This window comes from Mesorhizobium sp. CA12, from assembly GCF_020165255.1.
Taxonomy (GTDB): Bacteria; Pseudomonadota; Alphaproteobacteria; order Rhizobiales; family Rhizobiaceae; genus Mesorhizobium.
Window position 1 is genome coordinate 22,181 of sequence record NZ_JAIUHT010000020.1, and the last position, 21,280, is coordinate 43,460.

Annotated in this window: 24 protein-coding genes; 18 read left to right on the plus strand and 6 right to left on the minus strand. The window is 63.3% G+C overall.

The genetic code is table 11. The features are described 5' to 3' along the window. Positions 1-116 precede the first annotated feature (116 nt). The 3 genes from LB520_RS25390 to LB520_RS25400 all read left to right on the plus strand — a co-directional run bounded on the left by LB520_RS25390 (position 117) and on the right by LB520_RS25400 (position 3,450). A complete protein-coding gene (locus tag LB520_RS25390; RefSeq protein ID WP_095766930.1) occupies positions 117-2,348 on the plus strand; it encodes a RelA/SpoT family protein in 2,232 nt (743 codons plus the stop codon). A 64-nt stretch (positions 2,349-2,412) separates the two neighbouring features. Next, positions 2,413-2,991, plus strand: a complete 579-nt coding sequence (gene pyrE, locus LB520_RS25395) for an orotate phosphoribosyltransferase (protein WP_224607536.1) — start codon at positions 2,413-2,415, stop codon at positions 2,989-2,991. 75 nt (positions 2,992-3,066) lie between these two features. Then, complete coding sequence (locus LB520_RS25400) at positions 3,067-3,450, plus strand: VOC family protein (protein WP_224639776.1); 384 nt, start codon at positions 3,067-3,069, stop codon at positions 3,448-3,450. Here the strand turns inward: LB520_RS25400 and LB520_RS25405 are convergent. Continuing rightward, entirely contained in the window at positions 3,428-3,958 is a 531-nt protein-coding gene (locus LB520_RS25405; protein ID WP_224639777.1) for a GNAT family N-acetyltransferase, read from the minus strand. The two genes, LB520_RS25400 and LB520_RS25405, sit on opposite strands and share 23 nt — an antisense overlap. Before the next feature lie 211 nt (positions 3,959-4,169). Here LB520_RS25405 and LB520_RS25410 point away from each other — a divergent pair, with 211 nt between their 5' ends. The 6 genes from LB520_RS25410 (at position 4,170) to LB520_RS25435 (ending at position 8,580) form a co-directional block, all read left to right on the plus strand. Beyond that, positions 4,170-4,757 carry a DUF2062 domain-containing protein gene (locus tag LB520_RS25410; protein WP_224639778.1) on the plus strand — a complete coding sequence of 196 codons (588 nt, stop codon included), beginning with the start codon at positions 4,170-4,172 and terminating at the stop codon, positions 4,755-4,757. Beyond that, positions 4,754-5,167 carry a holo-ACP synthase gene (acpS, locus tag LB520_RS25415; RefSeq protein WP_041009542.1) on the plus strand — a complete coding sequence of 138 codons (414 nt, stop codon included), beginning with the start codon at positions 4,754-4,756 and terminating at the stop codon, positions 5,165-5,167. Before LB520_RS25410 ends, acpS begins: the two co-directional genes overlap by 4 nt. Positions 5,168-5,246: 79 nt before the next feature. After that, positions 5,247-5,996, plus strand: coding sequence for a signal peptidase I (lepB, locus tag LB520_RS25420; protein ID WP_224639779.1), 750 nt, complete (start codon positions 5,247-5,249; stop codon positions 5,994-5,996). Continuing rightward, on the plus strand, positions 5,983-6,717 hold the full coding sequence (gene rnc, locus LB520_RS25425; protein WP_411909030.1) for a ribonuclease III: 735 nt from the start codon (positions 5,983-5,985) through the stop codon (positions 6,715-6,717). The genes lepB and rnc overlap by 14 nt, the downstream gene beginning before the upstream one ends. Beyond that, complete coding sequence (gene era / locus LB520_RS25430) at positions 6,702-7,634, plus strand: GTPase Era (protein ID WP_224525172.1); 933 nt, start codon at positions 6,702-6,704, stop codon at positions 7,632-7,634. Before rnc ends, era begins: the two co-directional genes overlap by 16 nt. Before the next feature lie 40 nt (positions 7,635-7,674). Next, complete coding sequence (locus LB520_RS25435) at positions 7,675-8,580, plus strand: aminoglycoside phosphotransferase family protein (RefSeq protein WP_224639780.1); 906 nt, start codon at positions 7,675-7,677, stop codon at positions 8,578-8,580. Here the strand turns inward: LB520_RS25435 and LB520_RS25440 are convergent. Both LB520_RS25440 and LB520_RS25445 read right to left on the minus strand, forming a co-directional pair. Beyond that, complete coding sequence (locus tag LB520_RS25440) at positions 8,572-9,099, minus strand: GNAT family N-acetyltransferase (RefSeq protein WP_224639781.1); 528 nt, start codon at positions 9,097-9,099, stop codon at positions 8,572-8,574. The genes LB520_RS25435 and LB520_RS25440 overlap by 9 nt on opposite strands. Then, a complete protein-coding gene (locus LB520_RS25445; RefSeq protein WP_224525163.1) occupies positions 9,096-9,374 on the minus strand; it encodes a DUF1778 domain-containing protein in 279 nt (92 codons plus the stop codon). The genes LB520_RS25440 and LB520_RS25445 overlap by 4 nt, the downstream gene beginning before the upstream one ends. Positions 9,375-9,471: 97 nt before the next feature. Here LB520_RS25445 and recO point away from each other — a divergent pair, with 97 nt between their 5' ends. Then, positions 9,472-10,230 (plus strand): DNA repair protein RecO, encoded by a 759-nt coding sequence (recO, locus tag LB520_RS25450; RefSeq protein ID WP_224639782.1) that lies wholly within the window; start codon positions 9,472-9,474, stop codon positions 10,228-10,230. A 12-nt stretch (positions 10,231-10,242) separates the two neighbouring features. Here the strand turns inward: recO and LB520_RS25455 are convergent, their stop codons facing one another. Continuing rightward, positions 10,243-10,707: an NUDIX domain-containing protein gene (locus tag LB520_RS25455; protein ID WP_224639783.1), complete on the minus strand. Its 465-nt coding sequence runs from the start codon at positions 10,705-10,707 to the stop codon at positions 10,243-10,245. A gap of 348 nt (positions 10,708-11,055) precedes the next feature. On the opposite strand from LB520_RS25455, the gene LB520_RS25460 reads away from it, so the two are divergent. Then, entirely contained in the window at positions 11,056-13,824 is a 2,769-nt protein-coding gene (locus tag LB520_RS25460; protein WP_224639784.1) for a DUF2339 domain-containing protein, read from the plus strand. 28 nt (positions 13,825-13,852) lie between these two features. Here the strand turns inward: LB520_RS25460 and LB520_RS25465 are convergent, their stop codons facing one another. Beyond that, positions 13,853-14,182: a hypothetical protein gene (locus LB520_RS25465; RefSeq protein ID WP_224639785.1), complete on the minus strand. Its 330-nt coding sequence runs from the start codon at positions 14,180-14,182 to the stop codon at positions 13,853-13,855. A gap of 47 nt (positions 14,183-14,229) precedes the next feature. Next, complete coding sequence (locus tag LB520_RS25470) at positions 14,230-14,481, minus strand: prevent-host-death protein (RefSeq protein WP_224639786.1); 252 nt, start codon at positions 14,479-14,481, stop codon at positions 14,230-14,232. Positions 14,482-14,694: 213 nt separating this feature from the next. On the opposite strand from LB520_RS25470, the gene LB520_RS25475 reads away from it, so the two are divergent. From LB520_RS25475 to LB520_RS25505, 7 genes are all read left to right on the plus strand, one after another. Beyond that, positions 14,695-15,213 (plus strand): RNA polymerase sigma factor, encoded by a 519-nt coding sequence (locus LB520_RS25475; protein ID WP_040984221.1) that lies wholly within the window; start codon positions 14,695-14,697, stop codon positions 15,211-15,213. Next, a complete protein-coding gene (locus LB520_RS25480) occupies positions 15,210-16,004 on the plus strand; it encodes an anti-sigma factor family protein (RefSeq protein WP_224639787.1) in 795 nt (264 codons plus the stop codon). Before LB520_RS25475 ends, LB520_RS25480 begins: the two co-directional genes overlap by 4 nt. Positions 16,005-16,211: 207 nt before the next feature. Next, a complete protein-coding gene (locus tag LB520_RS25485) occupies positions 16,212-17,309 on the plus strand; it encodes a GNAT family N-acetyltransferase/peptidase C39 family protein (protein ID WP_224525147.1) in 1,098 nt (365 codons plus the stop codon). A 4-nt stretch (positions 17,310-17,313) separates the two neighbouring features. Next, entirely contained in the window at positions 17,314-18,777 is a 1,464-nt protein-coding gene (locus LB520_RS25490; RefSeq protein ID WP_224639788.1) for a RimK family protein, read from the plus strand. A 193-nt stretch (positions 18,778-18,970) separates the two neighbouring features. Further along, positions 18,971-19,243 carry a DUF3303 domain-containing protein gene (locus LB520_RS25495; RefSeq protein ID WP_224639789.1) on the plus strand — a complete coding sequence of 91 codons (273 nt, stop codon included), beginning with the start codon at positions 18,971-18,973 and terminating at the stop codon, positions 19,241-19,243. A gap of 111 nt (positions 19,244-19,354) precedes the next feature. Continuing rightward, positions 19,355-19,990, plus strand: a complete 636-nt coding sequence (locus LB520_RS25500; RefSeq protein ID WP_224639790.1) for a hypothetical protein — start codon at positions 19,355-19,357, stop codon at positions 19,988-19,990. A 224-nt stretch (positions 19,991-20,214) separates the two neighbouring features. Next, the gene (locus LB520_RS25505; protein ID WP_224639791.1) at positions 20,215-21,204 is read left to right on the plus strand and encodes a DMT family transporter; all 990 of its coding nucleotides are present in this window, start codon (positions 20,215-20,217) and stop codon (positions 21,202-21,204) included. Positions 21,205-21,280 lie beyond the last annotated feature (76 nt).

Here is a 21,280-nt window from a genome sequence, read left to right on the forward strand (position 1 = left end):
GTCCGGGTTGGATCAACCATCCAGGACTTCCGTATCTTAGGTTTCGTGGCTATCTATGAGATGCGTCGCACGTCGGTGCGGCGCATCAATCATTTCAGCACCGCGAGATCCCGCCCATGATGCGTCAGTATGAGCTTGTCGAGCGCGTCCAGCGCTACAAGCCTGACGTCAACGAGGCGCTGCTCAACAAGGCCTACGTCTATGCCATGCAGAAGCATGGCCATCAGAAGCGCGCCTCGGGCGATCCCTATTTCTCGCATCCGCTCGAAGTCGCCGCCATCCTCACCGACATGCATATGGACGAAGCGACCATCGCCGTTGCCCTGCTGCATGACACGATCGAGGATACGACCGCGACCCGCGCTGAGATCGACGAGCTATTCGGCCCCGAGATGGGCAAGCTGGTCGAGGGCCTCACCAAGCTGAAGAAGCTCGATCTGGTCTCGAAAAAAGCCGAGCAGGCGGAGAACCTGCGCAAGCTCCTGCTCGCGATCTCCGAGGACGTCCGCGTTCTGCTCGTCAAGCTCGCCGACCGCCTGCACAACATGCGCACCCTCGACCATATGCCGGAAGCCAAGCGCCTGCGCATCGCCGAGGAGACGATGGAGATCTATGCGCCGCTGGCCGGGCGCATGGGCATGCAGGGCATGCGCGAGGAGCTGGAGGAAATAGCCTTTCGCTACATCAATCCGGAGGCTTACCGCGCTGTTACCGCAAGGCTTGCCGAGATTTTCGAGCGCAACAGGGGCGTCCTGCAGGAGATCGAGACGGCGCTGTCGGGCCTGTTCGAAAAACACGACATCAAGGCGAGCGTGAAGAGCCGGCAGAAGAAGCCGTGGTCGGTGTTCCGCAAGATGGAGGCCAAGGCGCTCTCCTTCGAGCAGCTCTCCGACATCTTCGGTTTCCGCGTCGTGGTCGATTCGGTCGACGACTGCTACCGCGCGCTTGGCGCCATCCACACCACCTGGTCGATGGTGCCCGGCCGCTTCAAGGATTACATCTCGACGCCCAAGCAGAACGACTACCGTTCGATCCACACCACCATCGTCGGCCCGTCGCGCCAGCGCGTCGAATTGCAGATCCGCACCAGGGAGATGAACAAGATCGCCGAATATGGCGTCGCCGCGCATTCGATCTACAAGGATACTGGCGGCAAGATGAACGGCGCGGGCCATGCGATCTCCAGGGAGACCAACGCCTATGCCTGGCTGCGGCGCACCATCGAGCAACTGGCCGAAGGCGACAATCCCGAGGATTTCCTCGAGAACACCAAGCTGGAGCTGTTCCAGGACCAGGTGTTCTGCTTCACGCCCAAGGGCATGCTGATCGCGCTGCCGCGCGGCGCCACCCCGATCGACTTCGCCTATGCCGTCCACACCGATGTCGGCGACACCTGCGTCGGCGCCAAGGTCAATGGCCGCATCATGCCGTTGATGACCGAGCTCAAGAACGGCGACGAGGTCGAGATCATCCGCTCCAAGGCGCAGGTGCCGCCCGCCGCCTGGGAATCGGTCGTGGTCACCGGCAAGGCGCGCGCCGCCATCCGCCGCGCCACCAAGAATGCGATCCGCAAGCAATATTCCGGCCTCGGCGCCCGCATCCTGGAGCGCGCCTTCGAGCGCGCCGGCAAGACATTCACCAAGGAGAGCCTGAAACCGGTGCTGCACCGGCTGGCGCGCAAGGACATCGAGGACGTGCTGGCCTCGGTCGGCCGCGGCGAGCTGAGCTCCACCGATGTCATGAAAGCCGTCTTCCCCGATTATAAAGATGAGCGTGTCACCGTCGCGGCGCCCAAGCAGCGCGAGGAGGGCTGGTCGAAGATCCGCAACGCCGCCGGCATGCTCTTCCAGATGCCGGGCACACGCGCCGCCAAGAAGGACAAGGACCAGCAGCGCGACGGCGCGGTGCCGATCCGCGGCGTGCGCGGCGACCTGCCGGTGCGTTTCGCGCCGGAGGGCGCTGTGCCCGGCGATCGCATCGTCGGCATCATCCAGCCCGGCACCGGCATCACCATCTATCCGATCCAGTCGCCGGCTTTGCAGGCCTTCGACGACCAGCCCGAGCGTTGGATCGACGTGCGCTGGGACATCGACGAGCGCACCAAGGAACGTTTTCCGGCGCGCATCTCGGTCACCGCCATCAATGCGCCCGGTTCGTTGGCCGACATCGCTCAGGTCGTCGCATCCAACGATGCCAACATCCACACGCTGTCGATGATACGCACCGCACCCGATTTCACCGAGATGCTGATCGATCTCGAGGTCTGGGACCTGAAGCACCTCAACCGGCTGCTGTCGCAGCTCAAGGACAATTCGAGTGTCAGCGATGCGCGGCGTGTGAATGGATGAATAGAAGGTGCTCTCACTGCCATTCACCATTCACCCTTCACCACTCGCCAAGGGGGACCGAACAATGAACACCGACGAAGTGCTGGACATTTTCCGCGAGGCCGGCGCCGTGCTCGAAGGGCATTTCATCCTGACGTCCGGACTGCGCAGTCCGGTCTTCCTGCAGAAGGCCCGCGTGTTCATGCATGCCGACAAAACCGAGCGCCTGTGCAAGGCGCTGGCCGAGAAGATCCGCAAGGCGGTGCCGGGCGGGATAGACTACGTCGTTGGCCCGGCCATCGGCGGCCTGATCCCGGCCTATGAGACCTCGCGCCATCTCGGCGTCCCGGCGATCTGGGTCGAGCGGGAAGGGGGCGAATTCAGGTTGCGCCGCTTCGAGATTGCCAAGGGCTCGCGCGTCGTCATCGTCGAGGACATCGTCACCACCGGCCTGTCGATCCGCGAGACCATCGACTGCCTGCGCGAGCTTGGCGCCGACGTCGCGGCGGCTGCCTGCATCATCGACCGTTCGGCCGGCAAGACCGATGTCGGCGTGCCTTTGATCGCGCTTGCCGAATATGAAGTGCCGGCCTATCCCGCCGACCGCCTGCCGCCGGAACTTGCCGCGATTCCAGCCGTTAAGCCGGGAAGCCGCAACATCTGACATCGCGATGTATGAAAACAGGCACTTGAGCGCGTCGCTTGAATCTCTTTGTCGGAGACACGCGCCGAGGCGACAATGATCGCCGGGATCGACCATTTCGTGCTGACGGTCCGCTCGCGGGAAGCGACCTGCGATTTCTACCGGCGGGTGCTCGGCATGCGGCGGCTCGACGAACCGAACCGGCCGACCGCGCTTCTGTTCGGCTCGCAGAAGATCAACCTGCACGAAGTCGGTCGCACCTTCGAGCCGAAGGCGAAGGCGCCGACGCCGGGTTCCGGCGATTTCTGCCTCGTGGCGGCAGTGCCGCTTGCCGAGGTCCAGGCCAGCCTCGAGGCCAATGGCGTGGCGATCGAAGTCGGTCCGGTCGAACGCACCGGCGCGCGCGGCAAGATGATGTCGGTCTATTTCCGCGATCCGGACGGCAATCTGGTCGAGGTCAGCGAGTATCAACCCGGCTGAGATCGAGCCGCATGGCGCAGCGCTGGTCCGAAGCCATGCCGTGCCTGGCCTCGTCGTCGAGCAGGCTTGCCAGCCGTTCGTCGATCTCGGCGTCTTCCAGGATGCGAAATCCGGCCTTGCGATAGAAGGGCGCGTTCCAGGCGACGGCGCGAAACGTGGTCAGCGTCACCGCGGCCAGGCCGCGCCGCCCGGCGTCCGCGACCGCCTGTTCGAGCAGGGCGCGGCCGATGCCGTGGCCCTGCCGGTCGAGGCGCACGTCCAACTCCCAGATATGCAGCGTGTCGCCCTCGATCCCGGCGCTCAGGAAGCCGACCGGCCGGTCCTGCTCGTCTGCGGCAATCCAGCATGCGCCGGCGGCGATCAGCGCGCGGTGCCGCTCGACGCTGATATTGTCGCCGTCGGCGAGCCACGCCAGTTCCGCAATGGCGCGGAACGCCAGTCCGGCGGACTGTTCGATCCGCGGCAGCGCCCCGGCGTCCTCGGCCCGCGCCGGTCGAATGGTGATCATCGGCTCTGCATCCCGGTCGTTTTCCTCAGTTTCGCCAGAATGACGCTGTTGTTACAGCCTGCGGCAGACCATCGCGGCGGCGTTCGTTGTTGCGCGGCCCGGTCGTCGCTATATCAAAGCTTGTTGCCTTTCTGCGCCCTCGAAGCGCAAGATGTGTTTGCGCAACCCGGCGGGTAGGGGCAGCGCGTATTGGACCGGGAACTGGAACAGAGTGCTTTTTCGACGCCGAGAGCCTGATGGCTTCCTGGAACAGGTGCGTACTTATCTTTGGCCGCGCCGCTCGTTCTCGCGTTCCGTGCAGTATTTCTCCAAACGCATCCTGCGGCTGAAGGCGACGCCGCATTCCGTCGCCGCCGGTGTCGCCGCGGGCGTTTTCGCCTCCTTCTTCCCGCTTGGCTTCCACTTCATCGTCGCCGCCGTGCTGTGCTGGATCATCGCCGGCAATCTGGTCGCGGCAGCACTCGGCGCGGTGTTCTTCGGCAATCCGCTGACCTTCCCGCTTTTGTGGGGCGCGTCCTGGGAGACCGGGAAGCTGCTGCTGCATGAGCATCTGCCGAAGCACGGCCCGCCCGAGCATCTGGGCGAAATGATGCACAAGCTTTCCTTCGCCAAGCTCTGGCACCCCATTCTGGAGCCGATGCTGATCGGCGCGGTGCCGCTCGGCCTGGTCTTCGGGCTCGTGTTCTACGCCATCACCCGCTGGGGCATGACGGTGTTTCGCGAGCAGCGCCGGAAGCGCATGGCCGAGCGTGCCGAGAAGAAAACGCGGCAGGGCCGACGGGAAGTGCCGGCGGAATGATCATCGGCATCGGCAGCGACCTGATCGACATCAGACGTATCGAGAAATCGCTGGAGCGGCACGGCCAGCGCTTCGTCCAGCGCATCTATACCGAGGTCGAGCAGGCCAAGTCGGAAAAGCGTGCCGCCCGCGCGGCTTCCTATGCCAAGCGCTTCGCCGCCAAGGAAGCCTGTGCCAAGGCGTTGGGTACCGGCATGGCCGAGGGCGTGTTCTGGCGCGACATGGGCGTGGTCAACCTGCCGAGCGGCGCGCCGACCATGGCGCTGACCGGCGGCGCCGCGGCCAGGCTGGAGAAAATCCTGCCGAAAGGCCACCGCGCCCTCATCCATCTCACCATCACCGACGATTTCCCGCTTGCTCAAGCCTTTGTGATCATCGAGGCAGTGCCCGCCGAACAAGCGCCACATTGATTCCATCTGACCACGAGCGGCATGACGTTGCCCAGCGCCCGCCGAGACTCTATACCAACATCGCACAATCGAGGACGACATGAGCGTGGCTGAAAAATCGCAGAAGAAATCCGGCGGGCTTGGTGAGACCTTTTCCGTCATCATCCAGGCTCTGCTGCTCGCGCTCGTCATCCGCACGCTGCTCTTCCAGCCTTTCTCCATTCCGTCCGGCTCGATGCGGCCGACGCTGCTCGAAGGCGACTATCTCTTCGTCACCAAATGGGCCTATGGCTATTCGCGTTACTCGTTGCCCTTCGGTCCCGATCTCTTCTCGGGCCGCATCTGGGGTTCCGAGCCCAAGCGCGGCGACGTGGTGGTATTCAAGTTCCCGCCGGATCCGTCGGTCGATTACATCAAGCGCGTCGTCGGCCTGCCCGGCGACAAGATTCAGGTGAAGGACGGCCAGCTTTTCATCAATGACGTCGGCGTGCCGCGCGTGAAGACCGGCGAGATCGACAATCCCGATGTCACCGAAGAAAACCGGCCGATCGATGTCTACCGCGAAACGCTGCCGAACGGCGTCAGTTACGACACGCTCGACATCAATTCCGATTCGATCGGCGACAACACGCGCGAATTCGTCGTGCCGCCTGGGCACTATTTCATGATGGGCGACAATCGCGACAATTCCTCCGACAGCCGCTTTGCCGTCGGCTATGTGCCGGCCGAGAACCTTGTCGGCCGCGCCAACCTCATCTTCTTCTCGATCGCCGGCAAGGCGAGCCCGCTCGAGATATGGAAATGGCCGTCGTTGATGCGCGCCGGGCGCCTGTTCCATTTCGTCCACTAGAGCGATGGCGGCCAGCAAGCGTTTGACCGCCGATGCCCTTGCCGAAGCGCTTGTCGAGCGCACCGGCCATGTCTTCGCCGACCGCCAGCGCCTGCAGCGGGCGCTGACCCATGCCAGCGCTCGTTCGACCCATGCCGGCGTTGACTATGAGCGGTTCGAATTCCTTGGGGACCGTGTTCTCGGCCTCGTCGTGGCCGACATGCTGCTCGCCTCCTTTCCCGATGCCGCCGAAGGCGAGCTTTCGCTGCGCCTCAACGCGCTGGTCAATGCCGAGGCGCTGTCGGAAATCTCCGAACAGATCGGCCTGCCGGAATTGGTGCGCGCCGGTTCCGATGTGCGCAATCTCGAGGGCCGCAAGCGCACCAATCTGCGCGCCGATGCGCTGGAATCGCTGATCGCCGTGCTCTATCTCGACGGCGGGATGGACGCGGCGCGCGCGTTCATCCACCGCTACTGGCAGCCGCGCTCGCAGGCGATGGGCGCTGCCCGCCGCGATGCCAAGACCGAATTGCAGGAATGGGCGCATCAGGCCGCCGCCGGCGCCGTGCCCGCCTACCATATCGACGGCCGTGACGGACCGGACCACGACCCGGTGTTCACGGTCAGCGTAAAAGTCGGCTCTTTCGCGCCCGCCGTCGGCAGCGGCCGCTCCAAGCGCGAGGCCGAGCAGGCCGCGGCGGCTACTCTTTTGCTGCGCGAAGGCGTATGGAGCGCGGCATGACAGAAACGGAAACCACTCAAGTCCCCGCGACGCGCTCCGGTTTCGTAGCGCTGATCGGCGCGCCAAATGCCGGCAAGTCGACGCTGGTCAACCAGCTCGTCGGCGCCAAGGTGTCGATCGTCACCCACAAGGTGCAGACCACCCGCGCCATCGTGCGCGGCATTGCCACGCATGACAACGCGCAGATCGTCTTCGTCGACACGCCGGGCATCTTCAAGCCGAAGCGGCGGCTGGACACGGCGATGGTGACCACCGCCTGGGGCGGCGCCAAGGATGCCGATGTCGTAGTGCTGCTGATTGACGCCGAGCGCGGCATCAAGGGCGATGCCGATGCCATCCTCGACCGGCTGAAGGACGTCAGGCAGCCGATGCTTCTGGTTCTCAACAAGGTCGACCGCGTCAAGCCGGAAACGCTTCTCGCCCTGGCCGCGACCGCGAACGAACGCGTGCCGTTCAAGCGCACTTTCATGGTCTCCGCGCTGACCGGCTCCGGCTGCAAGGACCTGCTCGATTATCTCGCCGAGACGCTTCCGGCCGGTCCCTGGTACTATCCGGAGGACCAGATCTCCGACCTGCCGATGCGCCAGCTCGCGGCCGAGATCACGCGCGAAAAACTTTATCTGAGGCTGCATCAGGAGCTTCCCTATTCCTCGCATATCGAGACCGAGAAATGGGAAGAGAAGAAGGACGGCTCGGTGCGCATCGAGCAGGTCATCTATGTCGAGCGCGACAGCCAGAAGAAGATCGTGCTCGGCCACAAGGGCGAGACGATCCGCGCCATCGGGCAAGCCGCGCGGATGGAGATCGCTGGCATTCTGGAGCAGAAGGTGCACCTCTTCCTGTTCGTGAAGGTGCGCGAGAATTGGGGCGACGACCCCGAGCGCTACCGCGAGATGGGGCTGGAGTTTCCCCATTGATGCTTGCCGCGTAGAAGAACCCGGCAACGGGCCAGCGACATTGCATAATCCAAAGATAACCATCGATACCGATCTCGTCCGCCGGCTGGTTGATGCACAGTTTCCGCAATGGCGGCATCTGCCGGTCAGCCCGGTCGAGTTCGGCGGCTGGGATAACCGCACCTTCCATCTTGGCGATGAGATGACCATCAGGCTGCCAAGCGCGGCCCCCTATTCGCTGCAGGTCGAGAAGGAGCATCGCTGGCTGCCGAAACTTGCGCCGCTCCTGCCGCTGCCCATTCCGACGCCGTTGGCCATGGGCGAGCCGGCGGCGGGGTATCCCTGGCATTGGTCCGTCTATCGCTGGATCGAGGGCGAGACGGCGAGGAATGCACGCATTGCCGATCTCCCCGCGTTTGCCGTCGCGCTCGCTGATTTCCTTGTCGCTTTGAGGGGCATCGAACCGACGGACGGGCCCACGCCCGGCCAGCACAATTTCCATCGCGGTGGATCGCTGAGTGTCTATGACGGCGAGGCGCGGCAGGCCATCGCCGCGCTCGAAGGCCGGATCGACACGCAAGCCGCAGCCGCCGTCTGGGAAGCAGCGCTCGCCGCCACCTGGCATGGCTCGCCGGTGTGGTTTCATGGCGATGTCGCCTCGGGCAATCTTCTGGTCGAGGACGGCAGCTTGAGCGCCGTCATCGATTTCGGCACCTCCGGTGTCGGCGACCCGTCCTGCGATCTTGCTATAAGCTGGACATTCTTCGAAGGCGAAAGCCGCGAGGCGTTTCGCGGCCGCATCGACGTCGATGACGGCACCTGGGCGCGCGGCCGCGGCTGGGCGCTATGGAAGGCGCTGATCACCGTCGCCGGGCACGACGTCAACCAGGCCGAGGCGGAAAGGCAGCGTCGCGTGATCGACGCGGTGCTTGCCGATCATCGGCGCTGGGTGACGGGACTACAATAGGCCTTTGCCGCTGAAATCAGCTGCAAAGGACGCCAGTGGCATCACAAGCGTCAGCGGCCGCTCCAAAAGTGGCTCGGCTCCATATCCGCGGTACCAGCTAGCGGCGCGCTCGCTCTTGGCATCGATGATCAGCAGGAGGCCGCCGCTTTCGGCCGCAACCCGCAGGCAGCGCAAGGCCGCTGCGGCGAGGAGTTGGCCACCGAGCCCTTGTCCGGTCACGGTCAGATCGGTTGCAAGGCGGGCAAGCTTGAAACCGGACACTTCATGTCGGGCGAGCCCCTTGGTCAGGGTCGCTGGCACTTGCTCGTGGGCAACGGCGGACGGAGCGATCGTATAGAAGCCAAGAATGCGGCTTGGATTTGCGCCCTCGACAGCACAAAACGTTTTCGATGCGTTTTGCTCATGGCTCTGCCTGGCGAAGCGCCGCAGAAAATCGTTCATCTGCTCGTCGCCGCAGTCGAAGGACGCACGATCATGCGATTTCGAAATCGGCTCCTCGTGCCAACCTGGCAGCGTCATATGGTGTCAGGAAGCGCTGCGATGGCAGCCCGCAACTTCGCGTTGGGCTTAGGCGGATGCTCAAGCAAATCGAGAATACGCTTGAAATCGTGCTCGGAGACCTCAATTTTCTCGACCGCCTTGATCACGGCCTCAGCCTCGGGCAGCACTTTGTCGAGGATGAAGTCGGTCATATCCTTGTTCGACAGCGCCGCCGCGCGAGCTATCATGGCCTTTTGCGCCGGCCGTATGCGGATGTTGAAACGCTCGGATTTGTCGGTAGCTATTTTGGGCATGGGTATCTTCCTTCACGTCAAATATAGCGTACGCACATCATGCGCACAACTCTTCCCTCTCTTGATTTCGCGACCCAACGGGTGAAAAGCTCGTATTATGGAATGGCGCGACGAGGGAATCGTTCTCGGCACTCGCAAGCATGGCGAAACCAGCGCCATCCTCGAGGTGATGACGCGTGCCCATGGCCGCCATCTCGGCCTAGTGCGGGGAGGGCGCTCGCGCAAGCAGCAGCCGGTGCTGCAGCCCGGCAACCGCGTCGATCTTCTGTGGCGGGCGCGGCTCGACGAGCATCTCGGCATCTTCCAGGCCGAAGCGATCGAGATGAACGCTGCGCGGCTGATGGACAGCGCCGTCGCCGTCTACGGCCTGCAGACCATGGCCGCGCATCTGAGGCTGCTGCCCGAGCGCGACGCCCATGGCGGCCTTTATGAGGCGCTCGCCGTGATGATTTCGCACCTGGACGATGCCGACGCGGCGGGAGAGCTGGTGGCGCGCTTCGAGCTGCTTATCCTCGATGAACTGGGCTTCGGCCTCGATCTCAGCCAATGCGCGGCGACCGGCACCAGGCAGGATCTTGCCTATGTCTCGCCGAAATCCGGGCGCGCCGTGTCGCGCGAAGCCGGCGCGCCTTGGCACGACAAGATGCTGGCGCTGCCCGCCTTCCTGCAGCGCGGCTCCGGCCTGCGCGCCGATGCGGCAGCCCTGGAGGACGCGTTCCGGCTGAGCGGCTTCTTCTTCACCCGTCACGTCTACGAGCCACGAGGCCTCGAGCCGCCCGATGCTCGCGCCGGCTTCCTCGCCGCGCTGCGCCGGCATCATGCCTCGGTGAGGGCGATTGCGGGCGAGGCAGGATAGCGAGGCAGCCGCCTATTCGGCTCCACGTCGCTCCAGGAAATCGTCGAGTATGGGGCGTTGGCCCTTGAGAATTTTGACGCCGGCTTCGGGCAGCGAAAACCAGCCGGCCTTGTCGACTTCAGGAAACGCTTTCATGGTCCCCGATTTTGGCGGCCACTCCATCGTGAACATATTGCTCCTGACGGCATCCGCATCGATGTCCGCTTCGACGCTCCATGCGATGACGATCTTCCCGCCCGGCTGCTTGTAGCTGCCGAGCGGCCGGAAATCGCCGTCGACGGTGACGCCGAGCTCTTCTTCGGCTTCCCGCTTGGCGGCCTCGAGCTCATCCTCGTTATCGCCGATCAGTCCTTTCGGGATGGTCCACGCGCCTTCATCCTTTCTTGCCCAGAACGGCCCGCCCGGGTGGACGAGCAGGAATTCGAACACACCGGCGGTGCGCCTGTGGATCAGCAGGCCAGCGCTTTTTTGCGGCATCCGTCACCTCGCGGCATTTGCTTCGCCCGCGCGAGAATAGCATGAGTATTCCGCGGCAAAGGTCACGTAATCTCGCCGGCAATGCCGACGCCTCGGCGGCCCGACATTGGATAAACCGGCAAGTTGCTGGCAATCGACGACGAAACATGCTCGATCTTGTCAGTGCATGTCGCCCAAAAATGCACAGCGGTTCGGGGGAACGACATGCACCAAAACAATGACTAAAGGCGCGTCGCCTGATTCCGTTTCGGCGCGAGGCGCCTTTAGCCGGCAAGACGCTGATTTGCACCAGCCGTCTCATTGCCGCATTCTCTGGCCACGACCGGTCTGGTTTTGAGGGAAACCGCCATGTTTTTCAGCCTGATCGCCATTGCCGCCGTCATAGCTCTTTTCGTCATCGTGTCACGACAGCAGAACCGCATTGCGCTGGTCGAGCGCGAGCTCGGTATCCTGCGCGGCCTTGTGCAGCCTGGAGCTTCGCTGTCGGCGCCCAGCGCGGCGGACGCCGCGCAGGAAAGTCTTCCCGAGGAGACCAAGGCAGCCGCGGCGCCTGCCGCGCCGTTGGCGGATGGCGCGATCGTGGCCGAGGAGGTCGTCGCGACGCCCGAGACTGCCGAAGGCGAGGCCGTGGCCGGACCCTGGACGAAGGGCAAGGCGGCCCCGGTGCAATCCGCCGAACCGGCGCAACCCGCCACCGTAGCCGAGACGGCCGCGGCCGGATCCCCCGAGGCCCCCAAGGCGGCGCGCCAAACCGATGTCGAAACAGCGCTGGGCACTCGCTGGGCAGTCTGGGTCGGCGGCATCGCGCTGGCGCTGGGGGGCCTGTTTCTGATCCGCTACACCATCGAGGCCGGCATTTTCGGCCCTGGCGTGCGCCTCGCCATGGCCGGCATCCTCGGCCTGGTGCTGATTGCCGGCGCCGAATTCATCCGCCGCACCGGCTTCAGGGTGCCGGTGCAGGGCGCCGCCGGCGCCTACATCCCCGCGATTTTGACCGGGGCGGGCGCCTTCATCCTGTTCGGCACGGTCTACGCGGCGCACACCATCTATGGCTTCATCGGTCCGGCGACGGCTTTCGCGCTGCTTGGTGTCATCGGCGTCGCGACCATTGGCGCTTCGCTCCTACATGGCCTGGCGTTGGCCGGCATCGGCCTCGTCGGCGCCATGGTCACGCCGGCGCTGGTCGCCTCGGAAGCACCCAATCCCTGGGCCTTGTTCGTCTATCTCGCGATCGTGCTTGCCGCCACGGCGGCAATCGCCCGCATCCGCGACTGGAGGGCGCTGGTGGCCGCGGCCTTTGCCGGCGCCGGCGTCTGGACCATTCTCTATATGGTCGACGCGCCGGAGGTGAACCTCGCCGCTGTCCTGTTCATCAGCCTGGCGACGCTCGCCGTGCTGGCTTTCGTCTGGCTCGGCCTTTTTTTGGTTACTGGCCGCGACGATACGGCGCGCGGCTTCGACTGGCCTTCGATCCTGCCCGGCTTCTTCATCGCCTTGAGCGCGCTCGGCCTGTCCGTCGATCCGGCCTTTGCCAGCGCCGGCGATGCCTTGCACGGGGCGATCCTGTTGGCCGCGCTGGTCGCGGTGGCGCTCTACCGGCCGGGCGCGCTTCCGCTCGTCTTTGCCGCCGGCATCGCGACCGTGATGATCTATCTGGGCATCATTCCGCCCGCCACGATCGGCCCGAATGCGCTCGATGTCGGGCTCGACGCTCAGCCTTTGGCGTCGTCCGACGTGCTGACTTTCCGCATCGGCGTCGCGCTCGGCATGATCTTCCTCGCCGCCGGTTTCTGGGCGGCACGCCGCTTCGCCGCTGCCGCTCCAGTGCGCGCGGCCTGCTGGGCGGCCTGGGGCGTCATTGCACCGCTGGTGGTGCTTCTGTCGCTGTGGCTGACCTTCGGCGATATCGACCGCGATCTCGGCTATGCGCTGCCGGCCCTGTTGCTGGCGCTCGCCTTCGCCGCCGGCGGCGAATGGATCGCGCGCGCCGAGGAGCCGCCGCTGGCCGGCGGCCCGGCCGTGTCATTCGCGCTCGGCGGAGCCGGCGTCGCAGGCCTGCTGATGCTGCACATGGCCTTCGGCTCCGGCTGGACGACCCTGCTGCTCGGCGCCGCCGCTGTCGTCCCGGCGCTGGCAACGCGCTGGCGCACCTACCCCGTGCTGGGCTGGATCGCAGTGGGCGCGGCGGTCGCCGTGCTCGGCCGCGTCGCCTTCGATCCGACCATCGTCGGCGCGGCGTCTCTCGCCAGGACGCCGGTCTTGAACTGGCTGCTGCCGGGCTATGGCGTGCCGGCGCTCGCCTTCGGTTTCGCCGCCTGGCAGCTCGCCCGCACCACCAATGGCCGGCCGCGTCTTGCGATGGAGGCGGCCTCCGCGCTGTTCGCGTTGCTCACCATTGCCATGCTGGTGCGCCATGCCATGCATGGCGGCGTCATCGACACCGGCACAGTCACTCTTGCCGAACAGGCGATCTACACGCTGATCGCGCTCGGCGCCGGCGCCATACTGGTCGCCATCGACATGCGTTCGCCGAGCTCGGTCCTGCGTTATGGCTCGATGGCCGCCGGCGTGGTTTCGGCCGGCCTGATCGCCGTCCAGCATTTCGTCGTGCTGAACCCGCTGCTGACGGACGAGTCGACCGGCACGGTTCCCGTCTTCAATCTTTTGTTTCTCGCCTATCTGCTGCCGGCGGTCGCCGCCGGGGCGCTGGCACTCTATGTCCGCGACAAGCGCCCGCGATGGTATGCGGCAATGCTCGCACTGATCGCCGCGCTGCTTGCCTTCGCCTATGCCACGCTCTCGGTGCGCCGCCTGTTCAAGGGCGAGTTCATCGCCCTGTGGAGCGGGCTCGGCCAGCTCGAGACCTATACCTACTCCGCGCTCTGGCTGGTTATCGGCGTGGCGCTGCTCGCCGCCGGCGTCCGGCTGAAATCGCAGGTATTGCGCATCGCGTCGGCGGCGCTGATCGCGGTTGCGGTGCTGAAAGTCTTCCTCTTCGACATGTCGGAACTCGAAGGCGTGCTGCGCGCGCTGTCCTTCATCGGTCTGGGTGCCGTGCTGATCGGGATAGGGCTGTTCTATCAGCGGCTGCTGACAAGGGCGGCGAGGGAAGCGTGAGAGGCTGGAGCTCCTTGGGTCGTTGCGGCTATTTTCGAACGATCCCGCGCAGCCCGCGCTGGTCGGCTGCCTCTTTGATGAGGCCAGCAATCTTTCGAACGAATGCTGGACTGAAAGAACCGATGGGTTTCACCGTGACGAGGTCGTAAGCTTCGTCGGTCCGCACCCGGTTGTACTGGTCGAGGATCAGCCATGACGGAAAATCGAAGCCGCCCCTCCGACACTCGATCTCACTGACTGCAATATGCGTCGGGTTGCTGCGACGTAAGCGGGAACAGGAACAGCGCCGCCGGCGTAGTCGGAGTTCTGACCACGACGCAGACAGGACGCGCATTGCGGCCGGATTCTTCACCAGCATCAGCCTGCCGCGCCCACAAATAGTAGTATCGAAGCAGGTCGCCGGGTTTAAACATCCGGCTCATCACCGACTAAGATGGCTTCCAACCCCGACATCAGTTCGTCGTGGACCTCGTCCGGTGCGCCCTCCAGCGTGTAAGCGGCGGCATGAGACGAACCGACGAGTTGCCGGTATTGTCTGGCCGATAGGATGATCAGCTTCTCCTTGCCGCGTTTTGTGAGAGCGACGGGCTCAATCATCGCCGTTTCGAGGATTTCGCCCGACGCGCGGTTCATATCTGAAAAGGTGAATTGCTTCATTGGTCACCTCATACGTGATATACCTAGTATACCTATATTACGTAATTAAACAATCCGTCCTGCGCACTTTGAGTCGGGAATAAACCGGCCTGCGCCATCGTTTTGAATATGCTTGGGTAACCGCAGCGGTTGGGCCGCTTCGCGCTGACTGCTTGCACCGCGCCGCAAAGGCGCGTTCTATCCGGATGGAAAGCGACCTCGAAACAAGCGGTCATGGACGACAAGAAGGCAGCGATCCTGAGCGAAATACCGCGGCTGCGGCGCTATGCGCGCTCGCTGCTGCGCGAGCGCGATTCCGCCGACGACCTGGTCCAGGATTGCCTGGAGCGGGCGCTCGTGCGGCTCGACAACTGGCAGACTGGAGAGAGCCCCCGGAGGTGGCTGTTTACGATCATGCATCACTTGTTCATCGACCAGATGCGCAAGGTCAACCGGCGCGGCGAGGCGGCGATGCTGCCTCTCGAAGCCGGTGAAGCCCAAGCCGCACCCGCCGATCAGGTCGAGACCATCGCCTCGCGCGAGATCATGGATGCCTTGCAGGCGATCAGCCCCGATCGCCGCGCGGCCTTGGTGATGGTCGCCATCGAGGGTTTTTCCTATGCCGAGGCCGCCAACATCCTTGGCGTGCCGGCCGGCACGCTGATGTCGCGCATTGCGCGCGGCCGCGAGGAATTGCGAGGATTGCTCGATGACACATCGCGCCGCCGCTCGATAAGGATCGTCGAAAAATGACCCGCAGCGATTTTTCCGAACGCGATATCCATATGGCCCTCGACGGCGAACTGCCGGGCGAGGAGCGCATGGCTTACGAAGCCTGGCTCGAGGGCAATCCCGAGATGAAGGCAAAGTCCGCGCGCTACATCGCCGACCGCGCCGCCATGCGCGCCGCCCTGGCCGGCGTGATGGAAGAGCCGGTGCCGGCAAGGCTGCGGCAGGTCGTGCTTGGCGAGGCGCCTGCAAAAGCATCGCCCTGGCGCTCGCGCTGGTGGCTCTCGGCCGCGGCCGCCGTTGTGCTCGCTGTGGGCGGCCTCGGCGGCTATGTCGCCGGCATCGACAGCGTCAGCCGCGGCGACGACGGCGACGACCAGCTCGCCGAGCAGGCGATCGCTGCCCATGTCTTGTACGCCGCCGAGAAGCGCCATGCCGTCGAGGTCCCGGCAAGCGACAAGGACCATCTCCAGACCTGGCTGTCGAACCGAGTCGGGCTGAAGCTGGTCGCGCCCGACCTGGCGGCCGAGGGCTTCCAACTGGTCGGTGGCCGGCTGCTGCCGGCCGGCGGCCAAGGCAAGGCGGCGATGCTGCTCTACGAGGACGCCAAGGGCGAGCGCATCTCGCTCTTCGTCACCGCCGAATCGTCGGCGACGTCCAAGGGCACCTATACTGCCGAGGGGGGCGAACCGGAGGCGGTCTACTGGCTGGATAAAGGCTATGCTTGCGCCGTCGTCGGCTCGTTGCCGCCGGAGCGCCTGTCGGACGTTGCAAAGAGCGCCTACGGCCAGCTGCTGGCCGGCATATCGAGCTGAATCGGCTGCGTTTTTTCGTCGGCCGGCAGTTCCTTTGAACGGCAATTCTGTTCAAACGCTTGGCCCTTTGCCGCCGCCGCGGAAACTGTCACAATTCAGCCCTAATCAAGGAGCGATAGCGCTTGATGAATACTGGCGCTTCGGCCAGTATTCGCGACACATCCACCGGGGCCGTTTCTTAAACAATCGAGGTTTTCCTTAGCCCGCATGCCTGCCGAGATCCGCAAGGCCCGCGCGTCAGACGTCGATGACCTCGCCGCCATCGAGAAGGCTGTTTTTCCGGGCGACAGGCTCTCGCGCCGCTCCTTCCGCCAGTTCATCGAACGCGACACCGCCGAGATGCTGGTGGCCGAGAACGAGGGCCGCGTCGCCGGCTATGCGGTGGTGCTGTTTCGCAAGGGCAGCGGCGTCGCGCGGCTTTATTCCATCGCCGTCGGACCCTTCTTCGGCCGCCTCGGCATCGGCCGACTTCTGCTGGCGGCCGCCGAGGAAGCGGCCTTCGAGCACGACCGGCTGTTGCTGCGTCTCGAAGTGCGCGAGGACAACGATCGCGCCATTCGTATCTACGAGCAGGCCGGCTATCGAAAACTGGGCCGCGAGCCCGACTATTACGAGGATGGCGCCACGGCGCTGCGCTACGAAAAGACGCTGCGCGGCGACACCCCGACCGCGACCAGGGTGCCGTTCTACCAGCAGACCTGCGAGTTCACCTGCGGCCCTTGCTGCCTGATGATGGCGATGGCCAATTTCGATCCTGGCTTCGTGCCCGATCCGGTCATGGAAATCCGCCTGTGGCGCGAGGCGACCACGGTCTTCATGATGTCCGGCCCTGGCGGCTGCGAGCCATTCGGCCTGGCGGTCGCCGGCTACGAGAGCGGACTCGCGGCCGAGATATTCGTCTCCTTTTACGGCGCGTTGTTCCTGCAGTCGGTGAGGAGCGAGGACAAGCGCCGGGTGATGGAGCTTGCCCAAGTCGATTTCCGCCGTCGCGCCGAACTCTACGGTATCCCTGTCAATTACCGTCCGTTCGGCATCGGCGACATCCGTGACGCCCTTGCCGAGGGCAAGCTGGTTGTGGTCCTGATCAGCGGCTTCCTGATGTTCGGCAAGAAGGTGCCGCATTGGGTGCTGGCCATCGGCGACGATGGCGACCATATCCTGATCCACGATCCCTGGGTCGAGGATGAAAGGCAGGAAACGATCCTCGATGCCGCGAACATTCCGGTACCCTACGACATCTTCATGAACATGGCGCAGTTCGGCCGCGACGGTTTGCGCGCCGCCATCACTCTGGGAAAACGCTGAGACAATGACCTGGGTTATCCTGACAGGCAGGCAGAACGATCTCGATCAGGTGGCCACACCCCACAAGATCATCACCAACCGCGACTATCTCGCGCATCCGGCGCTGTTCCGCGGCCAGCGGCCGAAGGTGATCAACCTGTCGAACAACTACGGCTATCAGAGCCGCGGCTACTATGCCTCGCTGCTGGCCGGCTCGCGCGGCCACAGGGTGATCCCGACCGTCGAGACCATGATCGACCTTTCGGAGCGCAAGCTCTACGAGCACGCGCTGCCGGAGCTCGAGCTCGCCCTGAACAAATGCCGCAAGGATCTCGGCGGGATTTTTCCGGCCAAGGTAGCGATCTTCTTCGGCATCGGTCCATCGAAGATATGGGATCGCTTCGCCAAGCTGTTGTTCGACTGGTTCCGCGCGCCGGCGCTCGAGGTCCACATCAAGGACAGCGCCGAATGGGCCTCGATCCGCAAGATCGGCTTCCTGCCGCTTGCCCGCATGTCCGAGGATGAGGAAGAGTTCTTCCTGCAATGCCTGGACACCTACACCAACCGCGAATGGCGCGACACCAAAGGCCGCACGCCGGCGCGCTACACGTTCGCGACGCTGGTCGACCCGCATGAGGAACTGCCGCCGTCGGAGATTTCCTCGCTGCGCTATTGGGCGAGGATCGCTGAGAAGATGGGCGTCGAAGTCGAGCCGATCACCAGGAAGGACCTCGCCAAGCTCGCTAACTACGACGCGCTGTTTATCCGCGAGACCACGGCGATCTCCAACCACACCTACCGCTTCGCGCGCCGCGCCCAGCAGGAAGGCATGCCGGTGATCGACGATCCGCTGTCGATGATCCGCTGCACCAACAAGGTCTATCTCAACGAGCTGATGACCTACAACAAGGTGCCGGTGCCGCCGACGGTGATGATCGCCGGCACGTCCGACTTCGAGTTGGCGGCGCAGACACTGGGTTTTCCGCTGGTGCTGAAGATCCCGGATTCGTCTTTCTCGCGCGGCGTCAAGAAATGCGAGAACATGGCGGAGCTGACCAAGCTCGCGACCGAATGGCTGGACGATTCCGATCTCTTGATCGCGCAGAAATTCATCCCGACCGAATATGACTGGCGCGTCGGCGTGCTCGGCGGCCAGCCGCTGTTTGCCGTGCATTATCTGATGGCGAAGAAGCACTGGCAGATCGTCAACCACAAGGCCAGCGGCAAGCCCGACCAGGGCGGCATCAAGACGTTCACGCTGAAGCAGACGCCGCCCCATGTCGTCGAGACGGCGGTGCGGGCGGCAAAATGCATCGGCGACGGGCTCTACGGCGTCGACCTCAAGGAGACCAAGGACGGGGTCTTCGTCATCGAGGTCAATGACAATCCCAACCTCGACCATGGCTGGGAGGATTCCGGCGAGAAGGACGAGCTCTGGGTGCGGCTGACGCAGTGGTTCCTGGAGCGCCTGGAAAGGCCGGAGAAGTAGCGGCGGGAGAAGAGGAACTGAAGAACTGAGGAACTGAGGAACTGAAAATGAAGAATTGAAGAATTGAAGAATGGAGTGTCTGGCGGAACCATCCGTCCTCGCTTTCTCAGCTCCTCGTTCCTGATCTCCTCAGTTCATCAGTTCCCCAGTTCCTCAATTCCCAATTCGCAATCACTCAAACCGAGGGAAACAAATGCTGTTCCTAGTGATCGAGGACTTTCATGGCGCGGACCGCAAGGAGATCTATCGCCGCTTCCGCGACAAAGGCCGGCTGAAGCCCGATGAGCTCGTTGTCCACCACTCCTGGATCGCGGCCGATATGAGCCGCTGCTTCCTGCTGGTGGAGGCCGACGACGTCACGATCCTGCAGCGCTGGGCCATCGAGTGGAACGACCTCGTCGAGTTCGAGATCGTTCCGGTAGCGACGAGCAAGGACATGGTCACCGCGCTGGCCGGGCATCTCTAGGCGAATATCCTGGCCCGCCGTTTCTTCAATTTGCACAGAACTGCCTAACTGCGTCTTAAGCCCGGCTTGCTATTCCGCCTATATTGTGGATTGCCCAGAGGCTCTAAAAAGATGATCAGGCTGTTTCAATCGGGCAATTGCGGCCAAATTCTTTACCTCGTCCTTCTGGTCTTCTTGATTGGGTTTGATTTTGCCAAGGATCCTATCCAGCATTTTCTGGTCGGAACCAAGGAGAACATTCAAAAGCAGATCTATGCGGCTGACGGCAACAGTATGGCCCTGAGCCAAAAGGCCTTTGTCGAGGAACTGAGGACGCCGGACTATGGGATGCACGATAAGCCGAAATCCGCCGAGCAACTTGCTTCCGGCATGGTCGCCAGAGGGCTCGCCATGGAGGCAAAGAGTTCCGCCATCGGCACGGTCTATATCTCCATCCTTGTGGCGATGGGCTTTGCCACCATCGTCGCGATCATTTGGATGGTATTTGCCCGCGTGCGCGACATTGGTTGGCCGGCCGCGGTAGGGTTCGGCGTTCTTGCGCCGAAGCTTGCAATTTCAGTTCTTCCCGGCAGTCTTCCGCCGCCGGCCTTTGACATCCTGCAATACAGCTTCATCGCCGCGATAATAGTGCTTGGGTTCGTGCCGGGTGGATTTGCCCACGGACCGCGTGCCGAACCGGCTCGGCAGGCAATCATACCCGAGCCGGCGCGTCGTGCCCCTGGCCAATTCGGTCAAAGACGGCGATGAGCTGCGGCGCCAAGCGCCGGCGATCCGACCGCGCGCACACCGAGCGCATCTGCAGCTGCACGCATTAACCCTTCGTCCAGCCAGAAAGACTTCGATTCCGTGGACCGGTACGCGCTCCATAATTTAACGATACTTAATTATGAGTTCAGTATACAAGGCATAACCAAAACCGCATCCATTCGGCAATTTGCTGGAGGCGAATGACTTTCAGCAGAGGGGGAAAATTGACAGCTGTCGTTGGACTCCGGCCACAAAACATCGCGCGTGGTATTTCGCTGATTATCGCAGCGGCCCTTGCAATTTCCATCCAGGACGTCGTTTTCAAGCCCTTCAGCGGCGAGCTGACCCTCTGGCAAATATTTTGCTTGCGTGGCGTTTTGGTTATCCCGATGCTCTTCGCAGCCTGCTGGGTGAGCGGCGCACAGCGGGGCATCCTGGAAGCCGCCTTGGGTAAGTGGCCGCTTCTGCGGTCTATGTTTATTACGGCCAGCTTGTTGGCTTTCTATGCGGCGCTTCCATTCTTAAGCTTATCGACCGTCGGAGCAGCCAACTACATAGCTCCCATTTTTATAACGTTGCTGTCCGCATATGCGATTAGAGAACCGGTCGGACCGCTGGGATGGCTGGGGGTTTGCCTCGGATTTGCGGGTGTCGTGGTTTTGCTGCAGCCGGGAACTGACGCTTTCTCTCCATGGGCATTGCTTCCAATTATCGGGGCTGCATCCTACGCTCTGGCGCATATCACGACACGGGCGAGGTGCCAGAACGTCCCCCTTGCAGCTCTATCGCTGTCACAGAATATCGTCATGTTGCTGGCCGGGACAGTTGTCAGCTTGTCGATGCTTTGGCTCCAACCGCAAGGCACATTTGCGGACGCCTATCCGTACATTTTTGGCGCCTGGTCAAAAGTCGGTCTGAACGATTGGCTTGTCCTGACACTGCTTGCCGGATTTGCGATTATCAACGGAATGTTGCTGGGAGGGGCCTACCAGACTGCGCCGCCTGCCGTCGTTTCCACATTCGAGTACAGCTATTTGGTATTTGTCACGGTTTGGGACATTTTGTTCTTCGGGATAGCACCCAGCGCGGCATCTATCTCGGGCATGGTCTTAATTGTAGTAGCAGGATTGCTGGTGCTACGCCGCAAAAGCGCAGTGGGGACAGAAAGTGGTGACGTTATGGCTGGCGCCCAAAAGTCAGACATCGTGACATAACCACCAAAGCCCTACAAAGTAGCCATTCTGCGTACCTCGCGGCATCAACGCCGCGGCGGCAAAGCTGCCCGTGCGC